The following is a 20,594-nucleotide window of genomic DNA, read 5'->3' as shown; positions in this document are numbered from 1 at the left end:
AGTCTCTTCCCTGTCTGAACCGTTTATTGATCGTTTTGCTGTTGCTGCTCGTTGTCGTCAGGCATGTACAGTGGTCCGCTTTGACCACAACCGGTGAGGGCCAGTACGCCCAGCACCAAAATTGCTAATAAACCTTTACGCATTTTTGAAAGCCAGTGATTATCATTTCATTGCCCTCTATAATCGCACCCACACTAGGAAAAGCAATAGGACGATCGGGGATGAATGATACAGAATTTCATAAGTTAGCAGATGAAGTGCTGATGAGCATCGAAGAAGGCATCGACGAATCCGGTGCCGACATCGAATACGAGACCACCGGCAACGTACTGACGCTGGAATTTGAAAACCGCAGCCAAATCGTGATCAACCGCCAGGAACCGCTACACGAGATCTGGCTGGCGTCGAAATCCGGTGGCTACCACTTCAAGTACAACGATGGCGAGTGGCGCTGTACCCGCAGCGGTAACGAGCTGATCGCTTTGGTGAAACAGGAATGCTCGCTGCACGCCGGTGAAACCGTCGACTGGTGATCCCAGTCAAAGAGAGCCCAAACAAAAAGCGGAAGCCCTATGGCTTCCGCTTTGTTTTTTGATGCGTGGGTCGCCTGCGCCTTAGCGCGTCATATTGGCATTCATCAACGGCTGAGGTGCCACGACCGGACGGCGCGACGGCTGCTGGCCACTCTTGTATGGCAGTACCTGCGGCTCACCGCTCTCGCTATGCACAATGTCGTAGAACTGCGGCAGGTTAAAGTTGATAAAGTTCGCACTGTAGCTGAAACGGTCGTGGGCCGAGGTATAAAAACGGTTCACCCCATGTACCATCTCGTCTTTGTCGCCGCTGCACTGGCGATATACCTCAATCCGGTTCGACTCATCGAGGATATAGATATTGAAGCCTGAATCGCAGTCTTCGAAGAAGAACTGGATCAGCCCCTCACTGGCATAAGCATCAACGATTTCTGGCGGATGCGGCTCGTCGGTCTTGCCCATCACAAGGTTAGCCGAACCCAACAACTTATTGGTCGAGATACAACTGTAGAAATCGACCGAATTTTCCAGCTTCTGGACCGATACACCACGGCGCTCGAAGAACAAACCATGGGTCTGGCGGGCAATACGGATCGCCTTGAAGCGACGGCGTTTTTCCTGCTCAACCGGCTTGAGGCGCATCTCGATACACTCGGCCACCAACTGATACACCAAGTTACGGATCAAACCGCGCATGTGCTTGCTGTAACAGAATACGTCCACCGACTCAGGCGGCAGCGCATCCTGGTGCATCTTGCCCAGCACCGTCTTCAGCGCATCGAGCATGGCATTATCGCCGGTGAAATTCAGGGTACGCACTTCGTTCCACGAGTTGCGGTACACCAAATCGACACTGCCGACCAAACACATCTGATCAGGGCCATAGCTGAAGATGTCAGTATTCTTGAAATCGAATTTAACCGAGCGGTTGCGAAGCCGGGTGGTCGGGTCGTTTTCCAAGTTAATGAACAAGCCTAGCTGGCGGATCTCACACGGGCTCGACAGTGCCTGCAGGCTCGGCTGCGGTCGACGGATCGGGAACGTGTTTCGGATGTCGCTCACTAGCTGGTAAAGCTTGTCGATATCCACTGCCGAGTTGCGAACAACGTTGTGCAGGCAGGTTGATTCGGTCAGCAAGCCATTGAAATAGGCCCACGCCACCAGTTTGCTGAGGTAGCGGTTATGCTCCAGCGCCGGGCGCCCCATGATGGCGATCGGATCCAGCGACTGCTTGTAAAGGTACCAGCCTGCGGTATTGGTACGACCCGCCGGTACCTGGATCAGGCTCAGGTCCTGCTCGTGCAAATCCGGAGACAACTGCGGGTTGAGCAAGGTTACCTTACCCGGCAGTACCTCGAACGCGGCATACAGCTTACGCGCCAGGATACTGATATCTTCCGGGCTGATCGCCGAGGTAATATTGTTACGGCGGGCAAACCGGATCAGGTTACGGTAGCTGAGCATCAGGGCATCAAGCAATTCGTTGTGCGCGCTCTTGACCTGCTCGACCTTCCAGTCACGGCGACGGTCGAGCTCGACAAGCACCTCTTGCGGCCACTGCCATTCATCGGTCAGCTCCTGCAACACCTTGCGGCGCCACGGTACTGAGCCAGACGCCGGCTCGCGGGTCAGCTTTTCATGGGTCTTGAGGTAGAAACAACGGCGGACCAAGTCGAGGCGACGGTGATCATCGATGCGCTCGAGGTAGCGGGTCACCTTCTCCAGCATCAGGTAATACGCATCCATACAGAACTCAGTGCGGTCGATCGCGAAGAAGCGGCGTTTGCCGTCGACACTGAGCAGTTGGGTATGCGGGTATTCCCAGGAATAAGCTTCAAGCAAGATCGCTTTCAACACCGACTTGTACGGTGAGTCGATACTCTTGTAAAGCTGCCACAGGCTGGAGCCAAAGTATTCCTCGGCAGGAATACGCGACAGGCCACCAAAATCAATCCATTCATCACGATGGATATACCCGCCATCTTCCAGATAGCAGATGTAGTCATCGTAACACTCCTCCATTTCTGGCGGCACCATGAACCAAAGCAGGCGCTGGCCGGCCAGGTTCACCGCTGAACGGTAGAACTCATCCAACAACAACAGGTGCTGGCTTGAGCCACAGTTCTCACCGGTCATCTGCTCGGAGAAGTTATCGCGGAAACGGTTTTCGTCAATAAGGAAGAAGTTGGCCTCAACGCCCTGCGCCAATGCCCACTCTGAGATCACCGCACACTTGGCTTCCAGCGCCTGACGGCTTTCTGCAGGCATATCGGTACGGATACACACCCAGATATCCAGGTCGCTGGTCAGGCTCTGGCCCAACGAGGCCGTACTGCCCATGGCATAGAGGCCCTGGATAGGGAAAATATCAACAACAGGAGGTGAAATTGGGGTAGCACAAGCCAAGCCACAGTCGTCAATCAACTGTTGCTGCTGCTCGGAGGCAGTAAAAGACGCAATCCCCACCGGAACGTCCTGATCAAGATAGCCAGGTACCGCCGGGTGATTATAGTGAAGTAGAACCGGTAACAGGTTAAAAACCTGAACAGACTGAGGTGTCATCGCAGCACGTGCGCGCTCGAGCCTTAGCTCGTTGAGCTGATCCAGTCTACCTTTAAGCGTTTCGATATAGTTCTGCAAATTACTCTTCCAAGAGCTACCAGCTTGAGAGCGGCCCAAATCTTGTCATTAAAGCGGTTGAGATGGCTCGAACCAGGAGTAAAAACGTGATCAATCTAACAGTTTTTGTATTAACCGTAAAGATAGTGCCGTTTTATGACAATTTATGAATGGACTGAAATGTTGCCAGCTGACCTTTCCGTAGTCGTCTCCCCTCAAGCTAGTACAAGTTCACCAAACCGCCACTTTACGATCGGCTTTCTGTATACCGCCAAGGACATATGTGACCAATATCACATTAATCACAGTTTATGGCAAGACAATATTGCCCCAACGCACTGACCGCAACACATCAATTACCATCCCCGCCCAGTAGTGGTAGGATTAGAAACAATAATGTCAGTGCCCAACTAAATATATGGATCCGATCCTATGACCGATACTCCAATCCGTATTGCCACGCGCAAGAGCCCATTGGCTATGTGGCAAGCCGAATTTGTCAAAGCAGCCTTGGAACAAGCCCACCCGGGCCTACAAGTCGAACTGGTTCCTATGGTCACCAAAGGCGATATTATTCTCGACACCCCACTCGCCAAAGTGGGTGGTAAAGGGCTATTTGTCAAAGAACTGGAAGTCGCGATGCTGGAAGGCCGCGCCGATATTGCCGTTCACTCAATGAAAGACGTTCCGGTAGAGTTCCCTGAAGGGTTGGGGCTGGTCACCATCTGCGAGCGCGAAGATCCGCGTGATGCCTTTGTGTCCAACCAATACGACAATCTAGAGCAGTTGCCTGCTGGTGCCGTGGTTGGTACCTCAAGCCTTCGCCGCCAATGCCAGTTACGTGCCCAGCGTCCTGACCTGGTTGTCAAAGACCTACGCGGCAACGTCAATACCCGCCTACGCAAATTGGATGACGGGGAATACGATGCCATTATTTTGGCCTGTGCCGGCCTCAAGCGCCTGAAGATGGAAGACCGCATCCGTGATGCTATCGCGCCGGAAACTAGCCTACCGGCTGTTGGCCAGGGTGCCGTCGGTATCGAATGCCGTTTGGATGACGAACGTGTCCGCCAACTGCTAGATGCCCTCAACCACCGTGACACAGAAACCCGTGTTCTGTGCGAGCGTGCGATGAACAACCGCCTGCAAGGTGGCTGCCAGGTGCCAATCGGCAGCTATTCAGTGCTGGAAGGCGACCAAATTTGGCTTCGCGCCCTCGTTGGCGAGCCCGATGGCAGCCAGATTGTCCGCGGCGAGATCCGTGGCCACCGCGACGATGCCGAACAACTCGGCGTTCAGTTGGCCGACCAACTGCTAGGCGATGGTGCCAAGGCTATCCTCGACGAGCTGTACGGCAACGCCTGATGACAATACTGATCACCCGCCCGGCACCGGAATGCCACCAGCTAACCCAACAGCTGACTGCTGCGGGGATCAGTGCCATTGCCCAGCCCCTGCTGGAAATTCAGCCGGGGCAGCAACTGCAAGACCTACCCAATGCCCTCTCACAACTGCAAAATGGCGATTTCCTGATTGCCGTCAGTGTTCACGCAGCCAACCTAGCGCACAATTACATGATGTCGGTAGGTGCCAGCTGGCCAAAAAACGTGCATTATATAGCGGTCGGCCAGAAAACCGCCGCCGCGCTGCAAGACTATACAGGACAATCAGTCCAGACACCGTCTGAGCGCAGTGACAGTGAGGGTCTATTGGCCTTACCGATATTGTCTGATGTGGCTGGGCGCCGAGCGCTCATTCTACGGGGCAATGGCGGACGCGAGTTGATATACCAGCGTCTATGCCAAAGTGGGGCCGATGTCTCCTATTGCGAGACATACCAGCGCAGCTGGTTACCGCTTGATGGCCCGGCCCTGAGCCGGAATTGGCAGCAGGCCAATGTTGACACCCTGGTGGTCACCAGTGGTGAGCAACTTGACCAGTTGGTCAAGCTCATACCAGACAGCGCCAAGGCTTGGTTTCTTAACTGCCAGCTATTCGTACCAAGCCAGCGAATCGCCGATCAAGCCCTCGGGCTTGGTTTTCGTTTAATTTCCAATGTGGGAAGTGCGGCTAACGGCCCACTGTTCACGACCCTAAGCAAAATAGGCACAATGGGAAAATCGGATGACTGATAAAAAAACCAATAATGAAAACCCTGCAGATAAGCAACAATCCGCAGCGAACAACACTAATAAGCAAGGACAAGCCAGTGCCAAGGCACAAGCGCCAAAACCTGCCCCAGAAAAAAAACCAGCGCCTGAGAAACAGGAAAAAGCAGCCCAGCCTGCTGTACCAGCCAGTCAACCGAGCGAAAAACAGGGAGGCAGCAAAACGGGTGCCATTGCTATCGCACTGGTCATTGCCCTAGGAGCCGGCCTTTACTACCACGGCCACCAGCAGACCCTAGCCCAAAACAACCAAATGACCGCCCTGAAGCAGGAAATTTCCCAGCTTCAATCCCAGCTCCAGTCATCTCTCAAGACTTCCCAGCAAGAAACATTAAGCCAAGTGAACAGCAGCCTGCAGCGCACCGAGACATCGATCGAGCAGCAGGACAAGTCTATTACCGGCTTGCAGATGGCGCTTGCTGAAATGAAAGGCCGCCGCCCGAACGACTGGCTGCTGGCCGAAGCGGACTACCTGGTCAAGATGGCTGGCCGCAAACTGTGGCTCGAGCACGACACTGTCAGTGCGACTATCTTGCTGGAATCTGCCGACCACCGCATTGCTGAGCTCAACGACCCTAGCCTGACCCCTATCCGCCAGGCAATGCACACCGATATTACCGCCCTGAAAGGCGTTGCCCGTGTTGACCGCGATGGCCTTGTCCTACGCCTAACCAGCCTACAGGAAGAAATTGGCAAGCTGCCACTGGCCAATGCCATCCTGCCTGAAGCTGAAGCTGTCGAGTCAACCGAAATCTCAGCATCTGTTGACGACTGGAAGCAAAACCTGAAGACCTCACTGAAAAACTTCAGTGACCACTTCATCACTTATCGTCAGCGTGACGGCAGCGTGATCCCGCTACTGACACCGAAGCAGGACTTCTACCTGCAGGAAAACATCAAGTCCAAGCTAGAAACCGCCATCAAGTCGGTATACCGCGAGCAGGGTGAGCTTTACACCACCTCACTGGCGATGGCTAAAGACTGGGCCGAGCAGTTCTACAATATGGAAGATCCTGCGGTTCAGAGCTTCATCAGTACACTAGAAGCACTCGGCCAAGAGAACATCGAAGCTGACTACCCAAGCAAGCTGCAGTCCCAGGCGCTGATCACCGATACCATCAGCGAGCGCCTACGCCAGCAGGTGAAACCGCTTAGCACAGAGGAGAACCCTGCATGATCAAACTGCTATTGCTGGTTGCCGCACTGATCGCCGGTATCGTTGTCGGTCCAATGCTGGCCGGTAACCAAGGCTACGTACTGATCTCTGCGGCCAACCAAACGGTAGAAATGAGCCTGACCACCCTGATCATCTTGGTGGTTGTCCTGTTCGGTGCTTTTTTCCTACTGGAGAATATCCTCAAGCGCTTGTTCTCGCTGGGTAGTTCAACCCGCGGCTGGTTCTCGGGCCGCAAGACCCGCAAAGCACGCCTGCAAACCTCTGAAGGCCTGACCAAGGTTATCGAAGGTGATTGGAAGCAAGCTGAGAAACTGGTTGTCAAATCCGCCAAGCACAGTGACGCTCCGCTACTTAACTACCTAGCCGCCGCCGAAGCCGCCCAGGGCCAAGGTGACGCTAGCCAACGTGACGAGTACCTGAAATTGGCCGCTGATATCGATGGCCAAAGCCTGGCGGTTGCCCTGACCCGTGCCAAGCTCCAGTACCGCCAGCAACAATTCGAGCAGGCTGTAGCTACCTTGCAGGGCATCAAGCGCGACCATGGACGCAACCCTGTATTGCTGACCCTACTCAAAGACTGTTACGTCCGTCTGGAAGATTGGAAACCTCTTCTCGCCCTGCTGCCCCAGCTTGAGAAAGCTGGCGTGATAGATGCAGAAGAAGCTGCCAAACTAGAAGCCAAAGCCGAGTGTGGCATCATGCACCATATCGCTAAGCAGCAAGGTAGCGAAGGGTTGATGGGGCATTGGAACAGCCTGAACCGCAAGACCAAGGCCCGTCCTGATCTGGTTGCCTGCTTCGTCAAGCTCATGAGCCAGTACAATGCCGACAGCGAAGCGTATACCGTTCTTCGTGACGCACTAAAGAAGAACAATGACGAGTCGCTGATCAACCTTGTCCCAGCGCTAAAACTGGCCGACAACCACCCAGCTATTGTTCGCCTGCAGGACTTACTTCGCTATGACAGCAGCAACCCGAGCACCCACAGTGCCCTGGGCCAGCTGTTAATGCGTGAAGGCAAGCTGGAAGAGGCCAAGGAGCATTTCGAGAAAGCAATCGCCCTGCGCAGTGATGTGGCTGACTATGGCTACCTGGTTGAGGTGATGGAGCAACTGGATGACAAGCAAGGCGCTGCCGAGCTGTCCCGCCAGGCCCTAACATTGGCGCTACCGGCCAAAAGTTAACAAAAAAGCAACATAACATTTTGCAATTAAAAAGCACCCGGAAGGGTGCTTTTTTATACTCAAAAGCAATGGTTTGTGTGTCCTATTACGGATATTTGTTTCTAATTGTTAACAGGCGTTTCAACCTATATCCATCCCATTGCTAGCATTTTGTAAACAGGTTTCAATAGGGGTTCCCGTTGCTCAACAGATGGATACCTAACTATGGATATGCTTCCTTGGTTAATCGTTTCTGGCATTATTGTTTCTGTGATCACCTGCCTAATGACTGCAGTACTGATCAAAGAATCATAATTGCCCAGAACAAAAAAACCTCCGCCAGGAGGTTTTTTTATGTCCGAATTTTACAATTAAATCGACGCTTGTACTTCTTCCAGCGCCTTGTGGTAGCGACGGGTCGTCTTCATGGCTTTCTTGAGTTGCTTCTTCTGCTTCTTCGCTAATTTCTTCAATTTTTTAAGCTGCTTGGCTTTCTTCTTGGCCTCTTTACGGCTTGCAACCACTGCCGGGTGGGAGGCTATAACAGGCGCAGGAACATCCAACTCAGTTGCCACGGCAGCAACCTGTGCCGCCCCTCTAGGCAACGGAGCTACCTGAGGCAATTCAGACACAGTTGCAGTCTCAACCGACGTCAGGCTCGGTTTCACCACATGAGTCATTTCGGTAGGCCGTTTAAGGGCACTGGGCTTACACAAATAAGCTTTCTCTGACGCTACCCGGGTACAGCTGCTGCACATATAGTTGGCAGTACTAACAATCCGGCTGATAGTGGAAAACTGGGCTGCGATTTCAACCCGGCGGTATTTACATAACGACTTTGCCATTCCCTCATCTCCGGCTGCCCGGTCAAGGTCCGACCGGAGTAACTATTCTCATTTACAATATACCGCCGCTATCAAAGGAACGCTACTTCATCGCTGCTTTTACATAGACATCAAAACGATTTTTCTTGGTCTCAATCGCAGTAGCCGGTTTTTGCCCTGCCAAAAACTCCGCATAGTCCGGACGTTTGACCACGACCCGCTTGGTCGCCAACGCCAATGCGGGGGCCAACAAGCCATCGGCATCGAGATCGGCACCAACCAATGTCTGGAAGACCCGCATTTCCTTTTTCACCAAGGCCGATTTTTTCTTGTGCGGGTACATAGGGTCAAGGTACACCACATCCGGTGCAACGAAGTCGGGGTCGGCAGCCAATTGCTCCAGCGCATTGTGGCTCGAGGCATGCAGTAGGGTCATCCGCTCGCTGATCCAGCCACCGATTTCACTGTCCGCTTTCGCTCGGGCCAAACCATCATCGAGCAACGCGGCTACCACCGGATGACGCTCGACCATCTGCACTTTGCAGCCCAGCGACGCCAAGACAAAAGCATCTCGCCCAAGGCCAGCGGTACCATCGACAACCGTCGGCGTTACCCCACCCTTAAGGCCTACCGCTTTGGCAATTGCCTGCCCGCGGCCACCACCAAACTTGCGACGGTGCGCCACTGCGCCACCTGCAAGGTCAACATATACTGCACCCAATTTAGGTTCATCGAGCTTGCGCAGTTCCAGCCGCTCAGCTGTCAGTACCAAGGCAAACTCGCTGTCAGGATCATGGGATAGCCCCCAGCGTTCTGCCAGCAGATCCAGTTCAGGTTGACGTTCAGGGGACTCACAAATTAAGGCTAGTTGCACACGCACACTCCGGTAAATACAGGGCCTGCCAGCCACATAAGGCAAGCATTAGGCGGCGGATTATACCACCTCTTCTCGCTGGCTCAATTGAGCGACCAATTGGGATAAAGGTTGCGGACGGCCAAACAGGTAACCCTGAGCATAATCCACGCCGAGCTCACCGAGCCTGGCAAGGATTGCCTCATTCTCGACAAACTCCGCTACCGTCTGTTTGCCCATCTTCTTGGCCAGATCATTGATCGCCTTCACCATGGCAAAATCCACTTCATCGTCGGCGATATCTCGGACAAACATACCATCAATCTTGATGATATCGACCGGCATCCGCTTCAAGTAGCCAAAAGAGGATAACCCAGAGCCAAAGTCGTCCAGTGAAATGCGGCAGCCCAGCTCTTTGAGCAAGGTAAAGGAGCGAATTGCCTCACTCATATTACCAATGGCGGCCGTTTCGGTAATTTCCAAACAAAGTTTATGCGCCGGTATCGACGAGTGGCGGATTTTGTCCTGCAGGAAATGGACGAAATCACGATCGCCAATTGACTGGCCCGAGAGGTTAATGGCGCACATATCCAAAGATGCGACAGCCTCCGGATGGGACTCCAGCCAGCCTATCACTGCGCTGACAACATAGCGGTCAATCCGGTGGGCCAGGTTGTAGCGCTCAGCTGCCGGCATAAACAAACCCGGAGAAATCATCTCGCCATCATCGTTACGGATCCGGACCAACACTTCATAGTGCAGGCCCTGGCTATTTACACCAAGGGGAGAGATCGGCTGGGCATAGAGCTCAAGCCGTTGCTCGGACAAGGCCTTGCGGATGAGGTTAACACACTCCATTTCCAGTTCACGGCGCCGCAGCTCTTCATCATCAGGATGGTAGACATGGAGGCGGTTACGGCCTTCATCTTTGGCGGCATAACACGCAGTATCGGCCTGGGCGTGCACTTGCTGGGTTGAGCCCGCGGTTTCGTCAATCATCCTCAGGCCTATAGAAGCGCTGAAACTAAAACGGGCGGTCTGCCAGTAAAACTCGCTCTCTTCGAGCAAATGCAAGATTTCGCGCCCGAACGCTACTGCCTCAACCAATTGGCAGTCGGTCAGGATCACAGCAAACTCATCCCCACCAAGACGGGACAACACAGCCCCAGCAGGGGTGATCCCCTTGAGCAGCATGGCCACCTGTTTAAGTGCCTCATCACCGGCTTCATGGCCGGCAGTATCATTGATGATTTTGAACTGGTCCAAATCAATGTAGAGCATCGCGTGCTGGGCCTGGTGCTCACGGGCCTCTGCCAATGCCTTTTCTAGCGACTGCTCAAAATGGTTACGGTTGTATAAATCGGTCAGGTAATCATGGCAGGCCTGATAGGCAAGCTGTTCTTCTAGCTCTCGGGTCGAGGTGATATCTTCCCCGACCACCAGCAACTGGCGGTTTTGTGCCTGGCGTATCGTCTCTCGGATCCATACTGTGCGGCCATCCTCGCAACAATAACGCAGCTGGCGCCGCCATACCCGCTGGCCCACATTATCCAGCGCCGAGCTAATATAACGCTGCGGAACCGGTTCATCCCCTTCATAGAAATTGGCAACCTTATGGCCGAGCAAATCCCGTTTGCTGTAGCCAAGTAGATCGGCGGCAAATTGATTGACTGATTGGATCCGGGACTGGCGGTCGACTGTCAGCAGCATCACTGGCTGTTGCTCGTAGAGCAAACGGTAGCTAGCCTCACGCTCACGCAGCTTCTCCTCCATTTGGTGGCGGGCTGTCACATCACGGGCCTCTAGCAACAGTTGCACCTCACCGCTCTCCCCTGCTGGCAAACGCTTGATCACTATATCCAAAACCCGGCAGCCATCCTCCTGGCTCTGGATATCGATTTCCATTCGCACAGGCTGGCTGCATGCTTGGGTCACCGCGCGGCTTAATTTAAGGGCGGCTTCCGGGCTCCAGCAATACCATCGCCATAATGGCCGGTCATACTTGACCACAGAGCGCCCTACCAACTCATGCAACGCGAGGTTGCCCGATACCAGCATCCCCGCCTTGTCGAAGATACCGATGAACTGGAAGCTCTGATCGAAGACCCCTTCAAACAGGGCCCGGCTCTGCTGCAGCCGTTGCTCCCCTTTGCGTAGCCTGCGGATCACCATCACCAGCAGGGCGATAACGCCCCCCATCACGCTCAGGGCAACCGTCAATACCCTGATTTCATTCTGGTAACGGTGAAACCAACTCTGCGGCTGGTTAATGATAAGGGTCTCATTGTTGTCAATTTCCAACCCCCAACGGGCAACCTCGGGGTAGTTAAAGATTTCTTTGCCGTTGCTGCGAATAAAGGTCGGAAAGCGGGTGACTTTACCATCGAGCAGTTTGACCAGCATCTTGCCAATCTGTCGGCCTTTGTCATAACCACCCACCATGACACCACCGACCACGCCATGGTTGAGCATGTACTTATAGGAGGCGTACACAGGTGCTGCTGCCCGCCCTGTCAATTGTTCGAGAAACTCACCACTGTTCTTGTAATGGCCCTGGCTATCTTGGAAATAGCTCAAAAACAAAATGGCTGAGCGGGGTGGTAAATGTTCTGATTGGGCGAGAATCTCCTCAAAACTGCCATCCTGGATACGGACCACCTCGAGGTTGAGGAAGTTGACGTCAAGAAATTCACGGACCCCTTTCCACAATGCCCGCCCGGTCACGGTATTGTCTGCCAAGACATAAATAGTTTGCAGATCCGGCTGGACCGATAGCGCCAGGCTGATATTGGCCGCGGCATCCGTCTGGTCAAGGATACCAATGACGTTTTTCAACCGCCTGTGCTTCTGGGGGTGGTAGTCATTGATGCCCGCTAGGATAACCGGCGTCTCACCGACTTCATCCGACAGTTGGTTGATTAGCCACAGGGCATTGTCATCCGTCGCAACGATAGCCTTGTAATTCTCCCGCAGCAGCTTTGTCCGGTAGATATCCAACAGTTCATTAAGGTATGCCGGTGATTGGTAGCGCTTGCTGTCCATGTAATTGACATGGAGCGAAACACCCTGGTTATTAGCGACCGACTCAAGCCCGGCCTGAATCCCGTCTGTCCAGCGCATCCCCTTATGGTAGGAGTGGATCACCAAGGTGTCATAGGCCGAGGCTTGAAGTGGTAACCAGCCAAGAAAAAACAGAAAAGCAATCAAGCGCATAAAGATCAGGGGTCCTGTCTATCAGTTGCAGGGCCAGAAGCAGGCCAAACGATAATTTTTTAATATAATTTAGCGACATAACTGGGCGACAGTATAAGATATGAACAAGCACGTATAAACCAAGGATTGCTTCTACCATGACCAGCCAGATTAGAATTGATGATCTCGACCGCGAAATCCTCAATACCCTGATGAACGATGCCCGCACCCCCTATGCCGAAATGGCCAAGCGGTTCAATGTCAGCCCGGCGACGGTCCATGTCCGGGTCGAAAAAATGCGTGCTGCCGAAATCATCACCGGTACCGAGGTGATTATCAATCCCAAACTGCTTGGTTACGATGTATGCTGCTTTATTGGTATCAACCTCAATGCCGCACGGGACTACCACTCGGCCCTACGCAAGCTCAACGAACTCGATGAAGTGGTCGAAGCTTACTACACCACCGGGGCCTACAATATCTTCGTCAAACTGATGTGCAAATCGATCGAAGAGTTGCAATACGTGCTGATCGACAAACTGCAGGCTATCGACGAAGTCCAGTCAACCGAAACCCTGATTTCGCTACAAAACCCGATCAACCGTAACGTCAAACCCTAGTTCGAAAAGACAGGCACAATAAAAAGGCCAGCGTTTTCACGCTGGCCCTACCTAATCTTATCAGTAAGTAAACACTTACATTACTGCTCGCTAAGTTTGTCCAATTCGGCCTGGCGCGCTGCGGCATCTTCTGCCAACCACTCGGCCACTGCCTTGGCAAAGTAAGTCAGGACACCATCGGCACCGGCACGCTTGAAGCACAACAATGACTCCATCACGGTCTCGCGCTCTTTGAGCCAACCGTTCTGGATTGCCGCCATGTGCATCGCGTACTCACCGGAGACCTGGTAAGCAAACGTCGGTACCTGCAACTCGCTCTTCACCCGGCGAACCACATCCAGGTATGGCATCCCCGGCTTAACCATCACCATATCGGCACCTTCATTGACGTCCATTGCAACCTCATGAAGTGCTTCGTCTGTGTTGGCCGGATCCATCTGGTAAGTCTTCTTGTCGCCACCTTTTAAGTTACCCGCCGAGCCGACCGCATCACGGAACGGACCGTAGTAGTTCGACGCATACTTGGCAGAATAAGCCATGATTTGGGTATGCACATGGCCCGCTTCTTCCAACGCTTCACGGATAGCACCGATACGGCCGTCCATCATATCCGATGGCGCAACAACATCAGCTCCCGCTTCTGCATGGGACAAAGCTTGCTTGATCAGCACTTCAGTCGTAACGTCATTAATCACATAGCCGTCTTCATCGATGATGCCATCCTGACCATGGATAGTGAACGGGTCGAGGGCAACATCGGTGATCACGCCCATCTGCGGCACATGCTCTTTAAGCAGGCGCACGGCACGCTGGACCAAACCTTCCGGGTTGAACGCTTCCGCAGCACAGGTTGACTTGAAGTCTTGCGATACCACAGGGAACAGGGCAATCGCCGGCACACCCAGTGTAGCCAGGTATTCCGCTTCCTGAAGCATCAGGTCAATCGACAGGCGCTCGATCCCCGGCATGGAATCAACCGTTTCACGACGGTTTTTACCCATCAGGATAAACATTGGGTAAATCAGGTCATTCACAGAGATCTGATTTTCTGCCATTAGACGGCGGCTGAAATCATGCTTACGCATACGACGCATACGGCGTGCTGGAAACGCGCCCTGGATAGATACAGACACTGCATACTCCTTTTATGGGTTAATTCGCTTTATATGGATCATATCACCCTCACTCGGCGGAAGGTGATCCGATATTGAAAAATGCCTGAGTGGTAACATAAGCATTGGCCATCACCTGCTCGGGTTGCTGGCCGCGGCACTCGGCAATCACTGATGCGATATGGGGCAAGAACTTAGGCTCGTTGCGGCTGGATTTCGGCTTTGGCCGGTAATCCCGTGGCAACAGATAGGGGCAGTCGGTTTCTACCATTAAACGGTTATCAGGAATATCACCGACAATTTCCCGCAATTCGGTGCCCCGGCGCTCGTCACAGACCCAACCTGTGATGCCGATGTGCAAGTCCAGCGCCAGGCAGTCAGCCAGTTCTTCCCGGGTACCGGTAAAGCAGTGCAATACCGCCGCCGGCAATTTTTCACGCCACGGCTTTAGAAGCGCTATAAAGCGCTCATGGGCATCACGGCAGTGCATGAACACCGGCATATTGAGCTCTGCAGCCATCGCCAGTTGGGCTTCAAAGACGGCCTCTTGCTGCGGCCTTGGCGAAAAGTCACGGTTAAAATCGAGTCCGCACTCACCGATAGCGACAACTTCGGGGTGGGCGGCCAATTCACGGATCTCTGGCAAAGCCAAATCCAAGACGGTTTTGGCATCATGAGGGTGGACGCCAGCTGTACTGAAGGTATATCCCGGCCACTGACGGGCCATCTCTAGGGCCTGCTTGCTTTCTTCGATACTGGTACCGGTAAGAACAAGGCCGTGGACACCCGCTGCTTTGGCGCGCGCCACGACCTCGTCGCGGTCTTTATCGAACCGGCTGTTGGTTAGGTTTACACCGATATCAATCATCGTTGTTGCCACTCATTTTCTTAAGCAATGGGAACAACTTAATGAATATCGAGGCGTATTGCTATCACCCTTTGTAAATTTTCGGGTTGAACACGTCCCGCAACCAGTCACCCAGCAGGTTAATCACCAATACCAAGGCGACCAGTACCAATCCAGGGAAGGCTGTGATCCACCACGAACCTGAGAAGATATAGTTGAAGCCAATGCTGATCAGCGAGCCCAATGACGGCTGGTCAACCGGAAGGCCAAGGCCTAGGAAGGACAGCGCCGCTTCCGACATGATGGCGTTGGCAACCTGTACCGTTGAGATCACCAAGATTGGCGACAGGCAGTTCGGCAGGATATGGCGGAACATGATCCTCGGGGCTTTGAAGCCCATCACCTTGGCCGCTTCAACATATTCCTTTTTCTTCTCGGCCAACACCGACGCCCTGACTGTCCGCGCGTACTGGGGCCACTCGGCAATACCGATGATCACCACCAGCATCACCACCGCATACTGGGCAAACAGCTCGGAGCCAAGTGCCGTGCGGAAAATCGCCGAGACAATAATGGCCACCATCATGGTCGAGAATGACAGCTGGACATCGGCAAAGCGCATCAGGAAGCTATCAACCCGGCCACCGAAATAACCGGCACTCAAACCAATCACAACCCCCAGCACCAGTTGCAGGCCAACCGCCAGCAAACCGATAGTCAGCGACAGGCGCGAACCATACAGGATAGTCGAGAAGATATCCCTACCCTGGTTATCGGTACCCAGCAGGAAGCGGCTGTCACCCTCATCCATCCAAGAAGGCGGCAGCTCGGAGTCCATGATATCTATGGTCGACAGATCATATGGGTTGGTCGGCGCAATCACCGGGGCCATCAGCGCCGAGACGGCAAACACCATAAAGACGGCAAAGCTGACCATTGCCACTTTGTCGCGGCGGAAGTAATACAGGAAATCTGACTGCTTGAAACGCTCCCAACGGCTTGGGGCAGCGACTGTGGTACTACTCATAACTTACTCTCCCTTGCCAGTCAGGTTTACAGTCGGGTTTACCAGGCCATACATCAGGTCAACAATGGTGTTGGTGACCACGAAAATCAGGCCGACAAAAATAACGTAGGCGGTGATCAGCGGAGTATCGACCCGGTTGATCGCCTCAAGGAACAGGAAGCCCATACCCGGCCATTGGAATACGGTCTCGGTCAAAATGGTATAGGCAACCATGGTACCGATCTGGACGCCACCGACCGTCAGTACCGGCAGCATGGTATTTTTCAGGGCATGCTGGTAATAGATTTTGTTCATTGCCAGGCCCTTGGCCTTGGCAAATTTGATGTATTCCGAGCTCAGCACCTCCAGCATCTCGGAGCGTACCAGACGGATAAATAGCGGCAGCATGATTGATGCCAGCGCGATACACGGCAGCACCAGGTGGCGCAGCCCATCAAGGGTAAAGTAGCCCGAGTCCCAGCCAAGGACATTGGCGGTTTCACCCCGCCCGTAGGATGGCAACCAGCCGAGCTCTATCGAGAAGACATACATCAGCATAATTGCGGTCAAGAAGACCGGAATGGAAATACCGATACTACTGAAGGCCATCACCACTTTGGTGAAAAAGCTATGAGGGTGGATTGCCGAATAAACCCCGAGCGGGATCGACACCACGATAATTATCAGGGTTGCCCCGAACACCAGCTCCAGGGTAGGCACGAGTTTATCGAGGATCACCTCGGCCGCCGGGCGCTTGAAGAAATAAGATGTACCCAGGTCGCCTTGCAGCGCATCTCCGACAAACCGGCTGTACTTGACGATAAACGGATCGTTGAGACCCAGCTCGTCACGAAGTTGTTGACGTTCAGCTTCTGATACCGACTGCCCCACCAGCTCTCGCAGCGGGTCGCCAAGGTTATCCTGAATGGCAAACGCCACCAGACTGATCACAAACATCACTATCAGTGCCTGAAACAGGCGCTTGACCAGAAACGTAAACATTCCCTGCCCCTTTTTTCATCCTTAAAAACAGCACCGGCCGATGCCGGTGCTGACAAGCTGCCGGTTACCCGGCAGCGGTAGTGCTATTACTCTTCAACAACCAAGTCGCCGAAGTACGGGAAGTTCATACCGTTAACAATCGAGCCAATCTTGAGATTGGTTTTGGCAGCCCAAGATGGGTCCTGCCAGTGCAGCGGAACAAACGCGGCATCGTTGTACAGTAGCTCTTCAACCTTCTTGAGCATCGCGCTGCGCTTCTCTAGGTCGGTTTCTTTGTTGGCATCAATAATCAACTGGTCCACTTCTTTGTTTGAGTAGTGGCCACAGTTGTACTGGCCTTTACCTGTGCCTTCATCACGGGTCATGGTCAGGAACTCGGTAAAGTTCGCCGAATCCTCTGTGTCCGGATGCCAGCCAATCATCATCATGTCTGCCGCACAGACATCGAACTCAGGCCAGTACTGGGCTTTTGGCAGGGTCTTGAGGTCAACCTTGATACCAATTTTCGCCAGCATCGCTGCCGCAGCCTGTGAAATCTTGTCATCATTCACATAACGGTTGTTCGGCGACATCATGGTTAGGGTAAAGCCATTTTCGTAGCCCGCTTCTTTCATCAGCTGCTTGGCTTTTTCAACATCAAAGCGAGGAGCTAGGCTCTCGTCATAACCCGCGTAACCCACTGGGCTCTGCTGGCCTGCAGCCGTTGCTGCACCTTTCATGACACGCTTGGCGATACCCTCGTTGTTAATCGCGTAAACGATCGCCTGACGAACACGGACATCCTTCAGTGCTTCGTTGGAGTTCTGGTTCATCTGGAAAGTGATGATACGGGTACCCGGCATGGTGATCAGTTCGACATCCTTCGAACGCTCAATACGGTTGTAGTCGTTAGGGCCAACCGGAGCAATCATATCGACACCACCAGACAGCAGGGCGGCAACACGGGTCGCATCTTCTTTGATAGGAACAAGGGTCAGCTTGTCGACATTACCCTCGGAGCCTTTGTCCCAGTAGTCGGCAAAGCGTTCAAACTCAACTTTTACACCCTGCTCACGGGATGTCACGATAAATGGACCCGTACCTGAAATGTTGCCGGAAGCAAAAGAGTTACCGTGCTTCACCAACTCCGCTTTGTCTTTGCCGTCAGCCGTTTTACCGGTGTAGAACTTGCTGTCCATCGGGAAGATGTAAGTGGCTACGTTCTCTACCAGCGGGTAGGTACCGTCAGTTTTGATCTCAACCGTGTAGTCATCAACCTTGGTCAAAGACAGTAGTGGCTCGAAGATACCCTTGAAGTCAGGGGATTCTTTCAGGCGGGCAAACGTCCATACCACATCATCAGCAGTCAGCTCATTGCCGGAATGGAACTTCACACCTTTGCGTAGGTTAAAGCGCATTGTTTCGTTATCAACACGATCCCAGCTCTCTGCAAGACGCGGCTCGAACTCCATATCCTGGGTAAAGCGGATGAGTGGATCAAAAACCATGTGAGATAGCTGCATCGTACCGCCAGACAGTTGCTCATGCGGATCAAGTGATACTGGATCTGCGTCATAGGCAACTTTGATTTCGGCAGCAGCGGCACTAAAACTCAGGCCGGCAGCCATTAGGGCAACGGCCAATTTGGTCTTGATGGTTTTCATTGCATAGCTCCTTTATGCGGGGAGGTAACTCCCTTGCTGTTGTGTTTGCTTTTGTTATGTCCGGATGCCGCTGTTGCCAGCGGCTTGAATGGATTAAGCTAACTTCAGTCCTTCCTGACTCATGCCCTTGAACTCAGGCATCAGCGAGATCAACTGGCGGCTGTATGGGTGTTGTGGCGCCGTAAACAGTTGTTCTGTTGGGGCCACCTCAAGCAAGGTCCCCTTTTGCATCACCCCAATCCGGTCACACATCTGGCGGATCACCGGGAGGTCATGGCTGATAAACAACATAGTCAGGTTCAGCTCATCCTGAAGGTCTTTAAGCAGGTTAAGAATTTGCGCCTGTACCGACACATCCAATGCTGAGGTCGGCTCATCACAAATCAATAGGCGGGGACGGGTTGCCAGGGCCCTAGCAATTGATATCCGCTGGCGCTGGCCACCGGAGAACTCATGCGGGTACTTCACACCGGATGCACTGCCCAAACCGACATGATCGAGCAGATCATTGACGATCTGGCGGGTCTGGCTCTCGCTTTCAGTCAATTTGTGGAAACGGATAGGCTCGGCGATGATATCGGCGATCTTCATCCGCGGGTTCATCGAGGTATATGGGTTCTGGAACACCATCTGCATCTGACGACGCAATGGGCGGCGCTCAGCTTCGTTCTTGAGGGCTGTCAGGTCAACGCCCTCAAAGGTAATTTTGCCGGAGTTAGGCGGGTACAAGCCAGTGATCGCCCTGGCAATGGTCGACTTGCCGGAGCCCGATTCACCCACCAGGCCAAAGGTTTCACCCTCAAAGATTTCAAAGCTGACATCATTGTTGGCCTGGACATATTCACGGCGACTCTCGAAGAAAGAGTCCTTGGTGACAAAACGCAGGTTAACGTTTTCTACCTGTAACAAGGCACCGGTATAACTGCGCTGGTCTTCACTTTGGCCAAGCCAGTGGTTCTTCACATCCAATTGGCTCATTTCCTGGGCTTCTTCGATGTAGCTCACCAGCGGGAAGCGCTTGAGTTTGATATCCGAGCGCGGCACAGCAGAAATCAGGCTCTGGGTGTACGGGTGGTTAGGACGGCACAAAACCTGCTCGGTATCGCCCATTTCCACCAGGTCACCACGGTACATCACAGCCACTCGGTCAGTGACGTTGGAGACGACACCCATGTCGTGGGTCACCAGCATACAGCCAACGTTTTTCTTCTGACAAAGTTCACGAATTAGGTTGAGGATTTGGTCCTGGATAGAGACATCCAGTGCCGTCGTCGGCTCATCGGCAATAATAAGGTCCGGCTCACCGGCCAAGGCAATGGCAATCACGACGCGCTGACGCATACCACCGGAAAATTGGTGCGGATACTGCTTGATACGTAACTCAGGTTGCGGGATCCCGACCTGTTCCATCAAATTGATGGCACGCTTGACGGCCTCTTCCTGACTCACCTTGAGGTTAGTCACTATGGTCTCTGTCAGCTGCTGCTCAACCGTAAACAATGGGTTGAGCGAGGTCATTGGGTCCTGAAAGATAAAACCAATTTTCGACCCACGAACCGAGCGCATCTGCTCCGGTGTTAGGCCCGAAATCAGCTCACCATCAAGGAAAACATCACCACTCGCCACCCGGCCCGGGGGGCTGAGCAAATCAATCACCGCATTACCCACGGTTGATTTACCGGCGCCGGACTCACCGACCACGCCGACAATCTCCCCTCGCTCAATCGAAAACGAGAGCGATTTCACTGCCGCATGAACCCCATGTCGTGATGGGTATTCGATACGCAGGTTTTTTACTTCCAATAAAGCCATTACCAGACCCCAACTGCTTGGCA

At 53.4% G+C, this 20,594-nt stretch carries 17 protein-coding genes; 6 read left to right on the top strand and 11 right to left on the bottom strand.

Annotation, left to right across the window (positions count from 1 at the left end; all coding sequences use genetic code 11):
• Positions 1–23: 23 nt before the first annotated feature.
• Positions 24–143 carry a lipoprotein gene (locus BIZ37_RS12275; protein WP_187461744.1) on the bottom strand — a complete coding sequence of 40 codons (120 nt, stop codon included), beginning with the start codon at positions 141–143 and terminating at the stop codon, positions 24–26.
• A gap of 78 nt (positions 144–221) precedes the next feature.
• Here BIZ37_RS12275 and cyaY point away from each other — a divergent pair, with 78 nt between their 5' ends.
• Entirely contained in the window at positions 222–533 is a 312-nt protein-coding gene (cyaY, locus tag BIZ37_RS12270; protein WP_107300313.1) for an iron donor protein CyaY, read from the top strand.
• A gap of 81 nt (positions 534–614) precedes the next feature.
• Here the strand turns inward: cyaY and BIZ37_RS12265 are convergent, their stop codons facing one another.
• Positions 615–3,173 carry a class I adenylate cyclase gene (locus BIZ37_RS12265; RefSeq protein WP_107300314.1) on the bottom strand — a complete coding sequence of 853 codons (2,559 nt, stop codon included), beginning with the start codon at positions 3,171–3,173 and terminating at the stop codon, positions 615–617.
• Positions 3,174–3,584: 411 nt separating this feature from the next.
• Between BIZ37_RS12265 and hemC the strand changes: the two genes are divergently transcribed.
• Genes hemC through BIZ37_RS12245 form a run of 4 tightly spaced genes read left to right on the top strand, consistent with a single transcriptional unit; the run spans position 3,585 to position 7,681 of the window.
• Positions 3,585–4,517 carry a hydroxymethylbilane synthase gene (gene hemC / locus BIZ37_RS12260; RefSeq protein WP_187461743.1) on the top strand — a complete coding sequence of 311 codons (933 nt, stop codon included), beginning with the start codon at positions 3,585–3,587 and terminating at the stop codon, positions 4,515–4,517.
• Positions 4,517–5,284, top strand: a complete 768-nt coding sequence (locus BIZ37_RS12255; protein WP_187461742.1) for a uroporphyrinogen-III synthase — start codon at positions 4,517–4,519, stop codon at positions 5,282–5,284. The genes hemC and BIZ37_RS12255 overlap by 1 nt, the downstream gene beginning before the upstream one ends.
• Entirely contained in the window at positions 5,277–6,497 is a 1,221-nt protein-coding gene (gene hemX / locus BIZ37_RS12250; RefSeq protein ID WP_187461741.1) for a uroporphyrinogen-III C-methyltransferase, read from the top strand. The genes BIZ37_RS12255 and hemX overlap by 8 nt, the downstream gene beginning before the upstream one ends.
• A complete protein-coding gene (locus tag BIZ37_RS12245; protein WP_187461740.1) occupies positions 6,494–7,681 on the top strand; it encodes a heme biosynthesis protein HemY in 1,188 nt (395 codons plus the stop codon). Before hemX ends, BIZ37_RS12245 begins: the two co-directional genes overlap by 4 nt.
• A gap of 350 nt (positions 7,682–8,031) precedes the next feature.
• On the opposite strand, the gene BIZ37_RS12240 is transcribed toward BIZ37_RS12245, so the two are convergent.
• The 3 genes from BIZ37_RS12240 to BIZ37_RS12230 all read right to left on the bottom strand — a co-directional run bounded on the left by BIZ37_RS12240 (position 8,032) and on the right by BIZ37_RS12230 (position 12,550).
• On the bottom strand, positions 8,032–8,505 hold the full coding sequence (locus BIZ37_RS12240) for a hypothetical protein (protein WP_187461739.1): 474 nt from the start codon (positions 8,503–8,505) through the stop codon (positions 8,032–8,034).
• 82 nt (positions 8,506–8,587) lie between these two features.
• The gene (locus BIZ37_RS12235) at positions 8,588–9,358 is read right to left on the bottom strand and encodes a class I SAM-dependent methyltransferase (RefSeq protein WP_107300320.1); all 771 of its coding nucleotides are present in this window, start codon (positions 9,356–9,358) and stop codon (positions 8,588–8,590) included.
• Positions 9,359–9,418: 60 nt separating this feature from the next.
• The gene (locus BIZ37_RS12230; protein ID WP_187461738.1) at positions 9,419–12,550 is read right to left on the bottom strand and encodes an ABC transporter substrate binding protein; all 3,132 of its coding nucleotides are present in this window, start codon (positions 12,548–12,550) and stop codon (positions 9,419–9,421) included.
• Between the two features lie 137 nt (positions 12,551–12,687).
• Here BIZ37_RS12230 and asnC point away from each other — a divergent pair, with 137 nt between their 5' ends.
• Complete coding sequence (gene asnC, locus BIZ37_RS12225) at positions 12,688–13,149, top strand: transcriptional regulator AsnC (protein WP_107300322.1); 462 nt, start codon at positions 12,688–12,690, stop codon at positions 13,147–13,149.
• A gap of 80 nt (positions 13,150–13,229) precedes the next feature.
• Here asnC and hemB read toward each other — a convergent pair whose 3' ends face one another.
• The 6 genes from hemB to BIZ37_RS12195 form a co-directional block, all read right to left on the bottom strand.
• Positions 13,230–14,282 carry a porphobilinogen synthase gene (hemB, locus tag BIZ37_RS12220; protein WP_107300323.1) on the bottom strand — a complete coding sequence of 351 codons (1,053 nt, stop codon included), beginning with the start codon at positions 14,280–14,282 and terminating at the stop codon, positions 13,230–13,232.
• Between the two features lie 49 nt (positions 14,283–14,331).
• On the bottom strand, positions 14,332–15,129 hold the full coding sequence (gene tatD, locus BIZ37_RS12215) for a 3'-5' ssDNA/RNA exonuclease TatD (RefSeq protein WP_187461750.1): 798 nt from the start codon (positions 15,127–15,129) through the stop codon (positions 14,332–14,334).
• Positions 15,130–15,193: 64 nt separating this feature from the next.
• The gene (locus BIZ37_RS12210; protein WP_187461737.1) at positions 15,194–16,135 is read right to left on the bottom strand and encodes an ABC transporter permease; all 942 of its coding nucleotides are present in this window, start codon (positions 16,133–16,135) and stop codon (positions 15,194–15,196) included.
• 3 nt (positions 16,136–16,138) lie between these two features.
• Positions 16,139–17,116, bottom strand: coding sequence for an ABC transporter permease (locus BIZ37_RS12205; RefSeq protein WP_107300326.1), 978 nt, complete (start codon positions 17,114–17,116; stop codon positions 16,139–16,141).
• Positions 17,117–17,202: 86 nt separating this feature from the next.
• Complete coding sequence (locus tag BIZ37_RS12200; protein ID WP_187461736.1) at positions 17,203–18,759, bottom strand: ABC transporter substrate-binding protein; 1,557 nt, start codon at positions 18,757–18,759, stop codon at positions 17,203–17,205.
• 93 nt (positions 18,760–18,852) lie between these two features.
• Positions 18,853–20,571: an ABC transporter ATP-binding protein gene (locus BIZ37_RS12195; protein WP_107300328.1), complete on the bottom strand. Its 1,719-nt coding sequence runs from the start codon at positions 20,569–20,571 to the stop codon at positions 18,853–18,855.
• Between the last annotated feature and the right edge of the window lie 23 nt (positions 20,572–20,594).

This window comes from Photobacterium sp. BZF1 (assembly GCF_014349205.1).
Taxonomy (GTDB): domain Bacteria; phylum Pseudomonadota; class Gammaproteobacteria; order Enterobacterales; family Vibrionaceae; genus Photobacterium.
This window is presented reverse-complemented; position numbering and strand designations above follow the sequence as displayed.

Coding starts and splice junctions, on each gene's coding strand:
- BIZ37_RS12275 (WP_187461744.1), bottom strand. CDS start 143: ATGCGTAAAGGTTTATTAGCAATTTTGGTGCTGGGCGTACTGGCCCTC.
- cyaY (WP_107300313.1), top strand. CDS start 222: ATGAATGATACAGAATTTCATAAGTTAGCAGATGAAGTGCTGATGAGC.
- hemC (WP_187461743.1), top strand. CDS start 3,585: ATGACCGATACTCCAATCCGTATTGCCACGCGCAAGAGCCCATTGGCT.
- BIZ37_RS12255 (WP_187461742.1), top strand. CDS start 4,517: ATGACAATACTGATCACCCGCCCGGCACCGGAATGCCACCAGCTAACC.
- hemX (WP_187461741.1), top strand. CDS start 5,277: ATGACTGATAAAAAAACCAATAATGAAAACCCTGCAGATAAGCAACAA.
- BIZ37_RS12245 (WP_187461740.1), top strand. CDS start 6,494: ATGATCAAACTGCTATTGCTGGTTGCCGCACTGATCGCCGGTATCGTT.
- BIZ37_RS12240 (WP_187461739.1), bottom strand. CDS start 8,505: ATGGCAAAGTCGTTATGTAAATACCGCCGGGTTGAAATCGCAGCCCAG.
- BIZ37_RS12230 (WP_187461738.1), bottom strand. CDS start 12,550: ATGCGCTTGATTGCTTTTCTGTTTTTTCTTGGCTGGTTACCACTTCAA.
- asnC (WP_107300322.1), top strand. CDS start 12,688: ATGACCAGCCAGATTAGAATTGATGATCTCGACCGCGAAATCCTCAAT.
- tatD (WP_187461750.1), bottom strand. CDS start 15,129: ATGATTGATATCGGTGTAAACCTAACCAACAGCCGGTTCGATAAAGAC.
- BIZ37_RS12210 (WP_187461737.1), bottom strand. CDS start 16,135: ATGAGTAGTACCACAGTCGCTGCCCCAAGCCGTTGGGAGCGTTTCAAG.
- BIZ37_RS12205 (WP_107300326.1), bottom strand. CDS start 17,116: ATGTTTACGTTTCTGGTCAAGCGCCTGTTTCAGGCACTGATAGTGATG.
- BIZ37_RS12200 (WP_187461736.1), bottom strand. CDS start 18,759: ATGAAAACCATCAAGACCAAATTGGCCGTTGCCCTAATGGCTGCCGGC.
- BIZ37_RS12195 (WP_107300328.1), bottom strand. CDS start 20,571: ATGGCTTTATTGGAAGTAAAAAACCTGCGTATCGAATACCCATCACGA.